This is a genomic window from Pseudoalteromonas sp. B160 (genome assembly GCF_037162485.1).
Lineage (GTDB): Bacteria > Pseudomonadota > Gammaproteobacteria > Enterobacterales > Alteromonadaceae > Pseudoalteromonas > Pseudoalteromonas rhizosphaerae.
Window position 1 is genome coordinate 3,785,880 of sequence record NZ_JARLUX010000001.1, and the last position, 16,773, is coordinate 3,802,652.

The following is a 16,773-nucleotide window of genomic DNA, read 5'->3' on the forward strand; positions in this document are numbered from 1 at the left end:
ATTCATAATGACTTGTGGAACTGAATGCTTTTTTCTGGAGTAAACCATAATGCACTGTTGTTAATAGGAGTTAAGTGAGGAAGATGTGTATTTTCTAATTTTATAATCATTTTTTCTTGTAATTTTGCGCTTGCAATAATTTCAGCGAAGTGGCGATTAAATAATTTATCAAACTCACCATTTTGATGTGCTTTTTCTAGACCAATTTTAATTGCATTATGTAAATCATCGCGCTGCGAGTTAACAAAAAAGTAGATCGCTGCTGGATAATTAAAAACGACATTAGGCACCGTAGTAATGTGATCGCTTGCATCAAGCTGCTTTAATTCCCAATCAACTTCTAAAATTGAGCGAGGAAATGCATCCCCACGTCCTTTAACAAGCATATTAAATAAGGAGTCATAACTTGTTGATGTTGAAACTTGAAAACCGTTATCGCTTAGAATTACCGTGTCTGGCCAGTCATGTCCTTGAATAAAATAAAGCTTTTTAAGTTCAGATGGCATTTTTACGGCTGTAAATAATGAAAGTTTGTCTTCAGTAGTAAGTAGTAAACGCCAACCATATAAACCTTTATAAATTGGAATTCTAATAGGCTTAAACAACTGCTCTCTTTCTATACTTGTCATTGACCATACTACATTAACCAGCTCACCGTGTTCTAGCTCTTTTAAAGAACGGCTTTGTACCATTTTTATCGATGATTGTAAGGTATACGCTTGGCCACTATATTTTAGTGCAAGTTTGAGTAACTCTAGCGGATACCAATTATCTAGTTCGTATTCACGCTCTGGCTTAGGATAAATAACATTCAGTGTTTGACGCGGATCATTATGATCAACAGCTGCACTAACAGGGTTTACTATCAATGATGTAGAAAGTGCAAGCCATGTACAAAACATTTAGAAAAAACGACCGAGCAGTAACGCAATTGCACTTAACGCGAGGGTTGCAAAGGTTGATAGCATGCCTATAACTCTAAGTTTTAAGGTATTATCATTAATCGCAATGCTGTGGCATACGCGACCAAATACTAATAAAGTCCCTAAAAGATGGCAATAATGACTGCTTAAACCTTGGTACTCTGCTAAAAAAATAAGGATCAGCGCGAAAGGTACGTATTCAATAAAATTACCATGAGCTCGCGTTGCTCTCAGTAGTTGTTGGTTATCGTTAGTACCTAATGATATTTGATTTGCTTTTCGCACTTTTACAACATTTATACTTAAATAAATATACATAAAAGCTAATATGGCTGCGTAGAAAGATATGATCACAATAAACCTAATTTTTATCTAATAGTTTATAAGAACTTGTGTATTGCCAAGTCCCCCTAATAATTCGTATTACTATACAACTATTGTTATTTAAATAACAAATGATAATCAACCTCAGAAAACAACATCACTTATTTTAACCTTTGTATGGTCTTGCTACTGAGATTAATAGAATGACCTTATACAATGCCCTCTCAATGACGTCTATTATTTAGACGATTTCGTCGCATATCAAGCAATAAGCAAATATTGTAGTCAAGACGCTCAATGCGGTCCGTAAAATTAAAGTTACAACATCTTGCTGCTTGCTATTAGGAGTCCATATACTAAGTAAGTTTTAAGCCTCCAGCTAATAAAACATGCATATATTGGAAACGTTATTATTAATAATTAGACGTAAAACAAAGTTTGTTGTTAAGCTTACTGCATAAATTAGCTGTTGTTGGTACAACAACTAAGTCATCTTAGGGTTTCATATATGTTCACTCCACGAAAAATTGCCGATAATTACCGAGAATTAGTCAGTAGTATCGGTTTCTATCCATCGTTATTATCAGTGATATTTTTATTGTTTGCTGTACTTGTAACAACTACAGAGTATACGTCTTTTGTTATGGAGCTTAAATCGCTGCTTGAGGTACTATTGGTTGATAGCGAAGAAAATGCACGAACGATTCTAAGTACATTAACGGGTAGTATTATTTCGCTAACTGTTTTTAGTTTTTCTATGGTTATGGTGGTACTTAATAGTGCCAGCGCAAGTCTATCACCAAGAGTATTACCAGGGCTTATAACGCGTAAATCACATCAACTTGTTTTGGGCTTTTATCTCGGCAGTATTATTTTTTCAATCGTTATGCTGATCAACATCCGGACTATGGATAATGGTGAAATAGGAATTCCTTCATTGGGCATACTTTTTTCACTTGTTTTTGGCCTGATATCGTTAGGCTTTTTTGTATTTTTCATCCATTCAATTTCAAGGGCTATTCAAGTCGATAACGTATTAAACGACTTATATAAGAATACTAAAAATGAATTGAAATCGATTATTAGCATGCAAAAAGATAACCCTATCGATGTATTTCCTAACTTTGACGATTGGTCGAGTATTTCAAGTAAAACAGAAGGTTACTTTAAAGGCGTGAATAGCGATAAACTATGTGCCCTTTGCCAACAACATGATATAAAAATTTATGTTGTAGTTAAGCAGGGTTTTTTTACTGTTGAAGGCTATCCGTTTTTAAAATGTAATCATGATTTATCTGATAACGAGCAACTCCTTGAAGATCTACTTAATTGCTTTATTTTTTATATCGAAGAATATGTAAGTGACAATTATAGGTTTGGAATGACACAGATTTCAGAGATTGCAGTGAAAGCGATGAGCCCGGGTATTAACGATCCTGGTACTGCGGTAAAGGCGATCGATATGCTCAGTATTTTACTCATTGATCGATTAAGCATATATAACGTTAATTACTCTTTAAAACATAGTGATGATAAACAGCCACTGTTATATTTCCATGAAACATCATTTGATGAATTATTGCATGATAACTTCACGCCAATCCGCAACTATGCAAAAAGTGATGGTTATGTGATGAATAATGTACTCGAAGCGTTCAAAAACATTTTGTTCAGAACCCACCAGAACAGTAAAGCAGCGCAGAGTCTATTTACTTATTTAGATGCTATTATCGATGATGTAAATGAGAATATTAGTAATCAGTATGATCGCGACCAAATAATTAATATGCTTAATGCTATCGCGAGAATCTCCCCTGAAATGGGAGATAAATTGGTGGCGAAATTTCGCCACCAATGAGTTGGCTGTTAATTTTTAATTAGATAAATAGCGTAACTGTCTGCCGAAATTGTGATTTCGCCGGCATGATAGGCATCAGGGACGAAACTGCCAGAATTACTGTCTGACAACATGGTTTTTTCAGCACGCATATAAGGTTGAGCTGATACGTTCATAGGGGCATTTGAAGCACTATACAAACCTTTGAGTTCTACGTCATAATCAGCAGCAAATTCTTTTGCCGCTGATTTTGCATCTGCAATTGCCATTTTTTGCACTTTCTTTTGCAATGACTCAAAACGACTCGATGTGAACTCAGTTTGGTTTATTTCATTAATGCCTGCGTTCACTAAACTTTGCAGCAGTAATGGATATTTTGTTACATCCGTCAGTGTGAGTGAAAGTGTGCGACTAACCCGGTAACCAATAAAGTCTTGCTTACCTGTTTCACGGTTGTATTGATTTTCTCGGTTAATTGAGATTTGTGAACCATAAATACTTTTTTCATCAATCCCCTGCTGCTGTGCTAATTTAATCGCTTTAGCCATAGTTTGATCAGCTTTTTGTTTAGCGCTCATCAAGTCCTTATCAACTTCAACAATTGCAACGCCTAACCTTACATTATCGGCAATAGTGGAGATTTGCGCTTGGCCTTGAATGTAAATGTGTGGGGCATCTGGTGTACTGGCTGCAAATACATTGAAACTTAGAGTCGCGGCTAACAATGGTAAATAACGCATACATATCCTTAATAGTTTTAATAACGTTATTAGATACCGTACGCGGTTAATTTAAAATGAACAAGCATAAAAAAACAGGCCGAAGCCTGTTTCTAGATAATTTACTAGTTAATCAGCAGTGATCACTTAGATACTACAACGTTTGTAATTACGGTATTTTGGTAACCAGTAATTTCTGTCAATTGCCGCCCATAACATATCATCGCTGATCTCAAGTGCAGCCCCCTCTTCGATGGCTTTTTTAGCCACACCAAAAGCAATGCGTTTACTCAGTGTTTCAATTTCTGTTAGTGCAGGTAATAAACTCCCTTTACCGGTATTAGCTCGAGGTGATGATTCTGCCAATATTTCACTCGACACCATGAGCATTGCATCAGTAATACGGGTGGCCTTCGCCGCAATGACACCTAAACCAATACCAGGGAAAATATAGCTGTTATTACATTGTGGGATTACAAATGTTTCACCGTCATAAACAACCGGTGCAAATGGACTGCCAGTTGCAACAATCGCTTTGCCTTGTGTCCAATTGATCACATCTTCAGGTAGTGCTTCAACTTGCTTAGATGGATTACTTAACGGGAAAATAACGGGCTGTTCGCATCCATTATGCATGGCGCGAATAACTTGCTCAGTAAATAAACCAGGTTGCCCTGATACACCAATGAGAATATCAGGAGCTGTGCAGTGCATCACATCTAGCAATGACGCGTATTCACCGCTGTATGTCCAATCAGCTAATTTATCTGTAGGTTGGGCAAGTGCTTGCTGGAAGTCGCGCAGCCCTTCCATGCCTTGTGTTAACAAACCAAAACGATCAACCATGAAAACTTGGCTGCGGGCTTGCTCGTCAGAAATACCTTCCGACACCATTTGTGTAATGATTTGTTCGGCAATACCACAGCCTGCGGAGCCTGCACCTACGAACACTACCTTTTGTTCTGATAACTGTGCACTCTTCACACGACATGCAGCAAGTAACGAACCAACTGTAACCGCCGCTGTGCCTTGAATATCATCATTAAAACTACAAATTTCATCACGGTAGCGTTTTAATAAAGGCATTGCATTAGGTTGTGCAAAGTCTTCAAATTGTAATAACACATTTGGCCAACGACGCTTAACGGCTTTAATAAATAGATCTAAAAATTCATCGTATTCATCTTGTGCAATACGTTTATGGCGAGCACCCATATACATAGGATCGTTTAATAACTTTTCGTTATTCGTTCCTACATCAAGCATAACCGGTAGCGTATAGGCTGGGCTTATGCCACCACAGGCGGTATAAAGTGATAGCTTACCAATTGGAATGCCCATGCCACCAATACCTTGGTCGCCTAAACCAAGAATACGTTCACCATCGGTGACAACGATAACCTTTACTTTGCCTTTGGTCGCATTACGTAAAATATCATCGATTTGATAACGGTCTTCATAAGAGATAAATAAACCGCGCGCGCTGCGATAAATATCTGAGAATTTTTCACAGGCATCACCCACGGTTGGGGTGTAGATAATAGGCAACATTTCTTCAAGATGGTCACGCACTAAACGATAGTAAAGTGTTTCGTTGTTATCTTGGATGGCGCGTAAATAAATGTGTTTATTTAGGTTGTCTTTAAAACTTGAATATTGTTGATAACAACGTTCAACCTGCTCTTCAATCGTTTCATAGCGAGGAGGCAGTAATCCCGCAAGGTTGAAACTTTCACGCTCTTTTTGAGTAAATGCACTGCCTTTATTTAAGAGTGGCGTTTCGATCAGACCTGGGCCTGAGTGATGAATATAAAGATAATTTGGGTCAGTATTTGTAGTCATAAGTCCAAGCTTAACGAAGTCTTTAAGTTACGATCTGTCATTATTACTGTTGAATATTAAAAAGCAATGATATTCAATCTTGTCAGACCATTAGGAGAAAATAAGACGTGTGCGCTTAACACACACGTAAAAGTAGATTGTACATTAAATCACGATGTCAATTAAGGCTTATTCACTGGCATTTCGTGCTCTTTAAGAACAATACTTTGCTCACTTAAAGCGATCCCTTCGCGGCGAGGATCTGCGGCACCAAATAAAGTGCCATTGACGACTTCAACCGCATGCAAGCCAGAGTTTAAATCGACGACTTTTACTGTATGACCACGTTTTTGTAAATCAGGAATAATCGCCTCTATAGCGGTGCCTTTTTCAACACTTGTATAATTATTACGATTAGTAATTCTTGGTAAGTCAATGGCTTGTTGAGCAGTTAGTTGCCAATCTAATACGCCAATAACTACTTGCGCGACATAGTCGATAATTCGGCTACCGCCAGGTGAGCCGACCACTAAGCGTAAACTGCCATCGTTATTAAACACCATCACCGGTGACATTGAGCTGCGCGGGCGTTTACCTGCTTCAACGCGGTTGGCTAATAATTTGCCGTTTTTGCGCGGCGACAAGGCAAAGTCGGTTAATTGGTTGTTTAATATATAACCGTTCACCATAACCGTTGAACCAAACGCCATTTCTATTGAGCTGGTCATTGATACCGCGTTCCCTTCACTGTCAACAATAGATACATGAGTAGTAGATGGCAATTCATACGCATCATCTTGTGCGTAACTCAGTAATGGACGAGGTTGCCCTGCATAGGCTTTTTCGTCTCGCTCACTTATTAATTTTGTCCGTTGCTCGATATAGCGTTTATCGAGTAGCTCATTAGTAGGAATATCTGCAAAATCGGGGTCGCCCATATACACATTACGATCCGCAAAAGCGAGTCGCGATGCTTGGCTAAAATAATGCAGGGCTTGTGCAGAATTAGCTTTAAATTGACCCATGTTCTTATCTTCAAGCAAAGCGAGAATTTGTAACACCGCGACTCCGCCACTGCTCGGTGGTGCCATGGAACATACTTTATAACTGTGGTACGGGGTGCAAACTGCGTCACGTTGTTTACTTTGATAATTAGCTAAATCGGTTAATGCTAAAGTACCTGGTGCCACAATAGAATGAGTGACCGCAGCAACCATTTGCTTAGCGTTATCGCCTTTATAAAAAGCATCAATGCCTTTACTGGCGATTTTTTTGTAAACTTCAGCAAGTGGTTGGTTCTTTTTAACAGTGCCAACAGCAAGCGGTTTACCATCTGGAAAAAAATAATCACGGATCACTGGAAGTGTTGTCACCCCAGGGTTTATTTGTTTGGCTAACAAAGCATGTAAACGCGGTGATACTACAAATCCTTGTTCAGCAAGTTCTATGGCCGGTTTAAACAGTTCCGCCCATGCAAGTTTGCCATATTGTTGATGCGCTTTAGCAAAGGCGTGCAATAAACCAGGTACACCCACTGAACGGCCGCCAACCACTGCTTCAATCCAAGGTGCCGCGTTACCTTTTTCATCTAAAAACAATGTTTCGTCAGCATTACTTGGAGCTGTTTCGCGGCCATCAAAGCTGGTTAGCTTATTATGACCTTTGTCAAAATGCAGCATAAAAGTCCCACCACCAATTCCTGATGATTGCGGCTCGACCAAGGTCAAGACTAATTGCGTTGCAATGGCAGCATCGACTGCACTGCCGCCCTTAGCGAGTATGGTTTGTCCTGCTTTAGCAGCATAGGGGTTTGCCGCAGCAACCATATACTGCTGACCAGTTACATGTTGCTTAAGTTGATGGCCTGTAGCGGCTTCTGGCTCGCGTACTTCTCGTGGTGTTTGAGTGGCTAAAACAGGTAAAGTGAGAAGAGTTAAACTAAAGACGACGCTGGTTTTAAAAGGTAAAAACATAAAAAGACCTTAATTGCATTGAGATGTTTGGCATCTTAAAGTTAAACGGGCACAATATGCAAAATTTTGCTGTAAAAATAAGAATAAAATGGTCAATTTACCACTTCAACCCCGATATATTTTACCCCCGCTGTGTTTAATGGCATTAAGCGCCCTATTTGCAGCGTTTAATTTAAATGATGTTTTAGAGTTTAATCGCCAGCTCATTGACCAAGGCCAAGTATGGCGTTTGATCACGAGCCAATATGTGCATGCTAACTGGGCGCACTTAGCATTAAATTGTGCCGGTATCGTACTGATATGGGCGTTACATGCTGAGCATACAAAACCGACGCAATATGCATTGCACACCTTATTTTTGGCTGCTTGGTGCGGTATTGGTGTTTACTTTTTTTGTCCTGACATTCACATTTACACCGGATTGAGTGCACTACTGCATGGTGTAATTGTGTGGGGGGCAATCAAAGATATTGAAGTTGGCATGAAAAGCGGCGGTTTATTGTTTATCGGTATTTGGCTTAAAATTGCTTATGAACAATTTCATGGCCCCAGTGCTGAAGTGAGTAAATTAATTGCCTCTCGGGTTGCTGTTGATGCTCACTTAATAGGTGCAATTGGCGGAATAGTACTCGCAACGCCACTGCTGATAAATTATATAAAAAAACGCCAAGCATAAGCTTGGCGTTGTCTAAAAATTTAGTGCTTATAAACTTTCTTTAAATAGTTTATGAATACGACGGTATTCATCTAACCAACTAGAAGGCTGTACAAAACCATGTGGTTCGACTGGAAATATAGCCGTTTCAAAGTTTTCTTTTTCAAGCTCAATTAAACGCTGTACTAAGCGTACTGAGTCTTGGAAAAACACATTATTATCAACCATAGGGGCGTTGATCAATAAGCGGTTTTTAAGTCCCTGCGCATAATATATAGGCGAACTTTTTCATACGCAATTGGATCAACATCTGGGTGATTTAAAATGTTTGATGTGTATGGACCATTATAGTGTGCCCAATCGGTAACTGGACGAAGCGCAGCCCTGGCTTGAAATAAATCAGGCTGAGTAAATAACGCCATAAAGGTCATAAAGCCACCATAAGAGCCGCCATATGTACCCACAGCACCGGTATCAACATTGGCATTTTCAGCCATCCATTTAACACCATCGGCTAAATCTTCAATTTCTGGGGTACCCATTTGACGGTAAATCGCCGTACGCCAATCACGTCCATAACCTTTTGATGCACGATAATCCATGTCCATCACTACATAACCTTCAGAGGCTAGTAATGAATGAAACATAAATTCGCGGAAGTAACCTGACCAACCCATGTGTGAGTTTTGTAGATAACCTGCACCATGGTTAAAAATGATCGCTTTGCGGTTTTTGCCGCTCTCACCTTCTACATAGTCTGCTGGGTAATATACTTTAGCGTATACCGGTTGTTCAGTATGACTTGACGGTACCGCAACAATTTTAGGCGCAATTAATTGTTTTGCTAAAAATTCACTCGATACTGTATGAGTTAGCTGCGTTGCAGTTGTATTCGCTTTTGCATCAGCAACATATAACTCTGGTGGAGCCATGATTTTGGAATGTGTTAACAATAATTTGCTTTGATCAGGGCTTAATTTATAGTCGGTCATACCGTCTAAGTTGGTTACTTGCTCTGATTTTGCCGTTTGTGGATCAACGCGGTAGATTTCATATAGACCAGGATGCTCAACATTGGCTTTGTAATAAATTGCACTGTCGTCATCTGTTAGTGTGAGGTTCGATACGACAAACTGACCTTTGGTAAGTTGTGTTGCTTTACCATTGAGTGGTTTTTTATATAGGTGGCTATAGCCAGTTTCTTCAGATAAATAATACAAGGTATCTGAATTATTTAACCAGCCAAAATCGTTATAAGCATAGTTAACCCATGCATCATCGTGTAAACGGTGTTGTGAAACAAGTTTGGAATTTTCAGCATCAACAGTAGCTAACCAACGGTCTTTGTTATCCCATGCTTCAAGCATAATCGCGACTTGCGTGCCGGCTTTGTTCCAGACGATAGCACTTTGATCCCATCCCCAATCCATCATTAGGTTGATAGCACGAAGTTCTTTTTTAGATTCATATGTTTTGCCGTCACGGGCATAGTTTTCTTTTTTAACTGCCGCTAATACATCTTCATCAAAACCAGGTAAGGTATCAAATGCGAGTGCTGTTTGCGTTTGCTCAGTTAAATCTATGTAGATAACTTGCGAGGTTTGTGGTTTTTCATCAGCAACACGACGACGTACTTTTTCAGCTTTTACCCGTGCATCATCAGCAATATAGTTTGGCATGATGTCGGCTTCATCTCGCCAAGGTTTGGCCTCAGTGACAACAGCAATTAATGCTTTACCATTTGGTGATAACTGCACATCGGCTAACTCATTGCCTTTACCTAAGTAAAACTGAGCATCGGCAATTGAACTATTTTGCTGGTTGAGTTGCTCTTTGCGCGCTTGTTTATCTTTTTTATTTTTATGAGTCAGCGCAATGTAATCAATCAGTTTATGCTGTTCTTTAGCGATGTAAGTTTCAGGCTCTGTAACTCCTTTTGGTGCATCGCTCAAATGAAGATTTACAAGCTCAGCTTGCAGTCCCGTTGCCAAATCTACTTTATAAAAAGTGTTTCCTTGACGATAAGCTAAATTACCATCAGTTAAAAATTGTGGTTTAGATTGTTTAGCACTGTCGTGAGTAATTTGTGTAATTGCACCTGTATTGATGTTCTTTACAAATATATTACCTTCAAATACATAGGCTTGCTGTGTACGATCCACTGAATAAACAGCATCACCAGCCCCTAATGTATGCAACTTATTTAACGCTACTTGGCTTGCCGCTTGGCTATCAACAGCTTGTGTAAATAAGTCTCGAAGCTCATTACCTTGTTGTTTTTGCGCATAGACAACTGTTTTTGAATCAGCAGCCCAAAACGCACGCTCTGCTTGGCGGCCTAACCAATCAGGATGAGCCATTGCTTGCTCAAGTGTGATCGCGCTGCTGCCTGTATCAGCAGGCGTTACAACAACGCTGGCAACAGTTGATTGTGGTTGCTCTTTAGGGGTAGATGCGGTTGATTGACAACCGGACAACATAACGCTGGATGCTACGGCAAGTGCAATTAAGGTTTTTTGAGTAGAAGATTTAAAAATCATAGGGCTTCTGTAAGGTTATTGTAATTCCCCCAATTTAAGCAGAAGCGCCTATGTAATAGCAATTATTTCAGACAAACAGCCAAACTTTGCTGTTTAATAACCAAGTTACTTTATAGAAATATCTAACCACACCATGCGATGATCTGACGATGCATTACGATCTTTAATTAACCGGTATAACTCGCTACTTTTAGTTGGCCAAAATACCCCACCGTCATGGACTTCAATGCCATAAGTTGAAGGCAAAACATAATCTGCACGAGCTTGCCAGTAAGCTGTGTAAGCCGCAGCATATTTTTCACTGTAAGTGGTTTTAGCGCCCTTACTAGTTGGTGTAAATTGACTATTTATTAATGAGTTTTTTAAAAGTTGATTCGTTGTATCTGGGCGTTTTTTATCTCCTTCAGGAGCCGCATTTAAATCTCCGACTATAACAAATCGTGATTTTTCAGCTAACCCGCCTTTGACATCATGATCGTCATAGAGGTAATCTGCGCTGGCGATATAATCTTTAATCAAACGTACTTCATCATGATTACGTAAGCCGTTTCTATCTTCAGCACCATCAAATACAGGAGGCGTTGGGTGCGATGCAATAACGTGCAGCGTTTTACCTTTTACAGTAACCGGAATATCCCAAAACGATTTTGAGCTGAGCCTCAAAGCTTGCCACTCTTCGTTGTTATACCAATTTTCACCTGTAGTTGGATCAATTGGCATTTTAGCATTTGGCATATCTTTGTATTTAAAGGTTTGTAAGGTACGAATTTTATCAAAATCAATTGGGTAGCGAGATAAGACGGCCATACCATAATGGCCTTCAAAAAAGCCAAAACCAAATGCATCCCCTTTAATACCAGTTGCTTGGCCGTCATTATCTAGATCAAATGGCGTTTTCAAACCTGTGTTTACTGGGCCAACATAGCTGTACGGATAATCTATAGCGGGCTGTTTATTTTGGCTTTTAGCAAGGTAGTGCGTTTTAAAATAATCAATGCCTTGCGCTTTGCTGACATAATCAAATTCATTTAATAATAAAATGTCAGGGCGAATACGTTGAATGATCTCGGCAATATTTTTGATTTGTGGATGATTTGTTTGTAACGCATTTACCAGGCCATTAGGATCAACGTCCTTATCATTTTCAGCATAATTTGTTGCATCCATGCTCACATTAAACGTGGCTACACGTAAAGATGATGCGGCCAATGCTGAGTTAGAAAAACCACTGATTAATAGGCACGCTAATGTGGCGATAGAAAACTGCTTCTTCATACGATATATCCATCTAAAATTAATAACAAAATGACACTACTTACTACTATCCATAAAATAATTGCCATTATAAAGGGCTTTAGTCCTGCTTGTTTTAATACAGCCAGTGATAAGCCACTGCCAATTAAGAATAAAGTCATTACCAATAGTTGTTTTGCTACGGTGTTGATCAGCTGCCAGAGATCCGTAAATTGAGGCAAATACGTATTGATCAATGCAGCAGCTAAAAAACCAACAATAAATAAAGGAATGCTGGCCTTTTCTTCTGAGCGCCAAAAGACACCTGCAATCGTAGTGTAGGGAATGATCCACATCGCACGTGTGAGCTTAACTGTTGTAGCAATACTTAGTGCCACAGCTCCATAAGCTGCTGAGGCCCCTACTACACTGCTTGTATCATGAATAGCTAACGCTGCCCATAAACCAAATTGGTGTTGGCTTAAACTAAAGTAATGACCAATGGTTGGAAATAGTAGCAAACCGACACCGTTTAATAAAAACACTACACCAAGTGCAATCGCTACTTCGTGATCTTTAGCTTTAATTACAGGCGCCATCGCTGCAATCGCACTGCCTCCACAAATGGCCGTACCGAATGATATTAATACACCTGTGTTACGATTTAATTTAAAGACTTGCGTTAAAATTTCACCAAGACCAATGATCGCTGTAATACTGACTATGGTCAGTACCAGCGAACTGCGACCAACTTCAATCACCTGATTAAAATCAACAGCAAAACCTAAGCCAACCACCGCGGCTTTGAGCATCCATTTACTCGCCTTTTGGGATAGCTCTGCAAATGGATTACCGAGCAAAATAGCAAACATCGCGCCACAAATTAGGGCACTACCACCACCAATCCAAGGGGTGATACACAGGCCAAAAAAAGCAAGTATAGAGGCTTTTTAATCCGATCAGACACAGACAAAATAATCCCTTCGTTACGAGCGCACAATCTTTGTAGTGAGCTTATGCACAACTGGCGCTACAAGAATTACGGTAGGAAATGCGACACAAAATGCAAAAGCCCACGCCGCTAGCCAAATAGAAACTATGTTATCAATTAAACCAACATTAAAAATTGAAATTACCAATGACATAAAACCAGACATAAATAATGCCATGAAAAAAGCGAATACCACGGTTCTGTATTTAGCGCTAATCATAAAACCATTCCTCAAGTAAAAAGCCGAGATAAACTCGGCTTTTTTAGTTAATTTAAAATCAACGCGGTGCTGGCCGCTAATACGCTTGGATAATCTTCCTCCGGAAGATACTCCGACAATTGTGCTAAGCGTTCACCTAACTCATGAAGGTTCGCAGCAGATACATTAATATGGCCCATTTTACGACCAGGCTTTGCTGTTTTACCATACCAATGACTCGTAACCTCAGCAATGCTTAGTACTTGCTGAGGAATCGCGGCTTGTCCGAGCACATTCACCATTGCCGTAACACGCTGCAATTGTGTGCTACCTAATGGCAGCCCAGAGACTGCACGCATATGATTTTCAAATTGACTGCAATGCGCGCCTTGTTGGGTCCAATGACCAGAATTATGAACCCGAGGAGCAATTTCATTGACCAATAACTGCCCTGCCACATCGAAAAACTCAATCGCCAATACACCAACGTAATCAAGCTCATTAGCCAATTTATTAAATGCATCTTCAGCTTGTTGTTGAATCACAGATTTTTCTTTACCGGCGATAGATAAGGTTAAAACACCATTGGTATGCTGGTTTTCAGTAAGTGGGTAAATAGCGGTATTACCACTTTTATCGCGAACACCAATGATTGATACTTCACGATCAAATGGGATCATTTGTTCGGCAATAATAGTGTGTGGCGCGGATTCAGTACCGGAGGCAATAAAATCAGCCATTTGTGACCATATCTGCTCAATTTGATCATCTGATTTTAAACGCCACTGGCCTTTCCCATCGTAACCGGCTTGACAGGTTTTGATAACTAATGGCTTACCCAAGCTAGCAACGGCTTGTTCTAAATGGGCTTTTTCAGTGATCAACTGATATGGTGCGCACTTAACTGCGGTTTTACTTAGTAATGCTTTTTCTAGGGCGCGATCGCCACCCGTTTTAATCGCGGCTTTACCCGGATAAAACTTCTTGCTTGCACAGCATAGCGTTAGCACATCATCAGGAATATGCTCAAACTCAGCGGTGATCGCATGAGCGTCTACAATTGCTTGCTCTAACATTGTAGTATAGATTTGCCCAGTTAATGGGTGAACAATTTTTTTACTACCAACATCATACGCAACCACATTTAAATTCAATGGCGCACCAGCTAAACACATCATACGTGCTAATTGGCCGGCTCCTAAAATTAAAATAGTCATATTACTCTGCTGGATTTGGGTTAGCTAAAATAGTTTCGGTTTGTTCTTTACGGAACGCTTCAACTTTGGCAAATATCTCCGGTTGCTGACAACCTAAAATCTGTGCAGCTAATAATCCTGCATTTGCAGCACCAGCTTCACCAATTGCTAATGTACCTACTGCAACACCTTTTGGCATTTGGCAAATCGACAGCAATGAATCAATGCCATTTAACGTTTTAGACTTAACCGGCACACCTAATACTGGTAACGATGTGAAAGCAGCGGCCATACCTGGTAAATGCGCTGCACCACCGGCACCGGCAATAATTACTTTAATACCACGTTCTGCTGCTGAACTTGCGTAATCAGCGAGTAGTTGAGGAGTACGATGAGCCGATACAACTTTAGTTTCGTAAGCGATGCCAAATTTATCTAGCATGATCGCCGCATGTTCCATAGTTGGCCAATCTGACTTGGAACCCATAATAATGCCAACAGTCATAAATACTCCTCAGTAATGGTTTTAATACCTATAGCGGACTTATGTCCGCATTAAAGGCGGTCATTATACACGTATTAATTGTTAAATTGCGAATATCGAGTAACAAAAAAGCCATGACTAGCATGGCTTTTTGATCAGTATGTAAATTGAGCTTTAGCCTTCTTTACTGGCTAAATATTCAGAGTAAGTACCTCTGAAATCAATTATTTTGCCGTCTTTGATTTCCCAAATACGGGTTGCAACTGAGGATACAAATTGACGGTCGTGAGATACAAACATCAACGTACCTTCATATGCTTCTAGCGCAAGGTTTAATGCTTCTATTGACTCCATATCCATGTGGTTCGTTGGCTCATCCATTAATAGGATATTTGGTTTATGCATCATAATCTTACCAAATAACATGCGGCCTTGCTCACCACCAGATATTACTTTTACAGACTTTTTAATATCATTTTGTGAGAACAACATACGGCCTAAGAAACTGCGAACAACTTGTTCATCATCGCCTTCTTGCTGCCATTGCTCCATCCACTGGAATAAGTTCATATCGGTGGCAAATTCATCAGCATGATCTTGCGCATAATAACCGATATTGTGGTTTTCAGACCATTTAAACTCGCCTTGCTTCGGTGCCAAACGACCTGCTAAAGTATTTAACAGTGTTGTTTTACCAACCCCATTTTCACCGATGATAGCGATACGCTCGCCTACTTCAACTAAGCCTTCAAGGCCAGTGAACAGCATATCGTCAAAACCTTGGCCTAAGTTTGTTAATTCAAGGGCATTACGGAATAACTGTTTTTCTTGCTCAAAACGAATGAACGGTGTTTGACGTGACGATGCTTTAACTTCATCTAATTGAATCTTGTCAATTCGCTTGGCACGAGATGTTGCTTGCTTTGCTTTAGATGCATTAGCTGAAAAGCGCGAAACAAACTGTTGTAGCTCGGCAATTTGATTTTTCTTCTTGGCATTTTCACTTAATAAGCGTTCACGAGCTTGCGTTGCTGCAAACATATATTCGTCATAGTTACCTGGGTAAATACGCAATTCACCATAGTCAATATCAGCCATATGCGTACATACAGAGTTTAAGAAATGACGGTCATGGGAAATGATGATCATTGTGCAATCACGTTGATTCAGTACATCTTCAAGCCACTTGATAGTATAAATATCCAAGTTATTAGTTGGCTCATCGAGTAGCATGATATCTGGATCTGAAAATAACACTTGCGCAAGAAGCACTCGCAGTTTAAAACCAGGAGCAATCTCTGACATCGGACCGTAATGCTGATCAGTTGCAATACCTACGCCCATTAGTAGCTCGCCGGCTTTAGATTCTGCAGAATAGCCATCCATTTCAGCAAACTCAGTTTCAAGATCGGCAACCTTCATGCCATCCTCTTCACTCATTTCAGGCAAGCTATAGATACGATCACGCTCTTGTTTAATCGCCCACAGCTCTTTGTGGCCCATTATTACAGTATCAATAACTGAATATTCTTCGTAAGCGAACTGGTCTTGGTTTAGTTTAGCAACACGTTCATTTGGATCAGTACTTACATTACCAGCTGACGGTTCCAATTCCCCACTTAAGATTTTCATAAATGTTGATTTACCACAGCCATTTGCGCCAATTAAACCATAACGGTTACCTTCGCCAAATTTAGCTGAAATATTCTCAAATAACGGTTTAGCACCAAATTGCATGGTGATGTTAGCTGTACTGATGATAGCGCTACCCTCCAACGGGGAAAATCAAAGAAATAAAATTGGCTGGAGTGTAAACCAAATAGGCCTATTTTTCCATGAATTATTAGCTTTGTGAGCTATAGCTGCAACGCATTAAAA

13 protein-coding genes and 1 pseudogene are annotated in these 16,773 nt (G+C 39.8%); 2 read left to right on the forward strand and 12 right to left on the reverse strand.

Annotated elements, in window-relative coordinates:
• Positions 1–2 precede the first annotated feature (2 nt).
• Positions 3–902, reverse strand: coding sequence for a transporter substrate-binding domain-containing protein (locus tag P4S61_RS17685; RefSeq protein WP_145233366.1), 900 nt, complete (start codon positions 900–902; stop codon positions 3–5).
• Positions 903–1,277 (reverse strand): MAPEG family protein, encoded by a 375-nt coding sequence (locus P4S61_RS17690; protein WP_145233364.1) that lies wholly within the window; start codon positions 1,275–1,277, stop codon positions 903–905.
• Positions 1,278–1,755: 478 nt separating this feature from the next.
• Between P4S61_RS17690 and P4S61_RS17695 the strand changes: the two genes are divergently transcribed.
• The gene (locus P4S61_RS17695; RefSeq protein ID WP_145233363.1) at positions 1,756–3,105 is read left to right on the forward strand and encodes a DUF2254 domain-containing protein; all 1,350 of its coding nucleotides are present in this window, start codon (positions 1,756–1,758) and stop codon (positions 3,103–3,105) included.
• Between the two features lie 8 nt (positions 3,106–3,113).
• Here P4S61_RS17695 and P4S61_RS17700 read toward each other — a convergent pair whose 3' ends face one another.
• From P4S61_RS17700 to ggt, 3 genes are all read right to left on the reverse strand, one after another.
• Positions 3,114–3,824, reverse strand: coding sequence for an SIMPL domain-containing protein (locus P4S61_RS17700; RefSeq protein ID WP_145233361.1), 711 nt, complete (start codon positions 3,822–3,824; stop codon positions 3,114–3,116).
• A gap of 126 nt (positions 3,825–3,950) precedes the next feature.
• Positions 3,951–5,645, reverse strand: a complete 1,695-nt coding sequence (locus tag P4S61_RS17705) for an NAD-dependent malic enzyme (protein ID WP_145233359.1) — start codon at positions 5,643–5,645, stop codon at positions 3,951–3,953.
• Positions 5,646–5,806: 161 nt separating this feature from the next.
• Complete coding sequence (ggt, locus tag P4S61_RS17710) at positions 5,807–7,597, reverse strand: gamma-glutamyltransferase (protein ID WP_337118776.1); 1,791 nt, start codon at positions 7,595–7,597, stop codon at positions 5,807–5,809.
• 88 nt (positions 7,598–7,685) lie between these two features.
• On the opposite strand from ggt, the gene rrtA reads away from it, so the two are divergent.
• Complete coding sequence (gene rrtA, locus P4S61_RS17715) at positions 7,686–8,273, forward strand: rhombosortase (RefSeq protein WP_149981163.1); 588 nt, start codon at positions 7,686–7,688, stop codon at positions 8,271–8,273.
• Positions 8,274–8,300: 27 nt separating this feature from the next.
• Here the strand turns inward: rrtA and P4S61_RS17720 are convergent.
• The 7 genes and pseudogenes from P4S61_RS17720 to P4S61_RS17750 form a co-directional block, all read right to left on the reverse strand.
• A pseudogene (locus P4S61_RS17720) lies at positions 8,301–10,792 on the reverse strand (prolyl oligopeptidase family serine peptidase).
• Positions 10,793–10,897: 105 nt separating this feature from the next.
• Positions 10,898–12,067 carry an endonuclease/exonuclease/phosphatase family protein gene (locus P4S61_RS17725; protein ID WP_337118777.1) on the reverse strand — a complete coding sequence of 390 codons (1,170 nt, stop codon included), beginning with the start codon at positions 12,065–12,067 and terminating at the stop codon, positions 10,898–10,900.
• Positions 12,064–12,897 (reverse strand): YeiH family protein, encoded by an 834-nt coding sequence (locus tag P4S61_RS17730; RefSeq protein WP_442961575.1) that lies wholly within the window; start codon positions 12,895–12,897, stop codon positions 12,064–12,066. The genes P4S61_RS17725 and P4S61_RS17730 overlap by 4 nt, the downstream gene beginning before the upstream one ends.
• 114 nt (positions 12,898–13,011) lie before the next feature.
• Entirely contained in the window at positions 13,012–13,236 is a 225-nt protein-coding gene (locus P4S61_RS17735; RefSeq protein WP_145233348.1) for a DUF2798 domain-containing protein, read from the reverse strand.
• 47 nt (positions 13,237–13,283) lie between these two features.
• The gene (locus P4S61_RS17740) at positions 13,284–14,432 is read right to left on the reverse strand and encodes a 5-(carboxyamino)imidazole ribonucleotide synthase (protein WP_337118778.1); all 1,149 of its coding nucleotides are present in this window, start codon (positions 14,430–14,432) and stop codon (positions 13,284–13,286) included.
• A 1-nt stretch (position 14,433) separates the two neighbouring features.
• Positions 14,434–14,916, reverse strand: coding sequence for a 5-(carboxyamino)imidazole ribonucleotide mutase (purE, locus tag P4S61_RS17745; protein WP_145233343.1), 483 nt, complete (start codon positions 14,914–14,916; stop codon positions 14,434–14,436).
• A gap of 153 nt (positions 14,917–15,069) precedes the next feature.
• On the reverse strand, positions 15,070–16,656 hold the full coding sequence (locus tag P4S61_RS17750) for an ABC-F family ATPase (protein WP_145233417.1): 1,587 nt from the start codon (positions 16,654–16,656) through the stop codon (positions 15,070–15,072).
• Between the last annotated feature and the right edge of the window lie 117 nt (positions 16,657–16,773).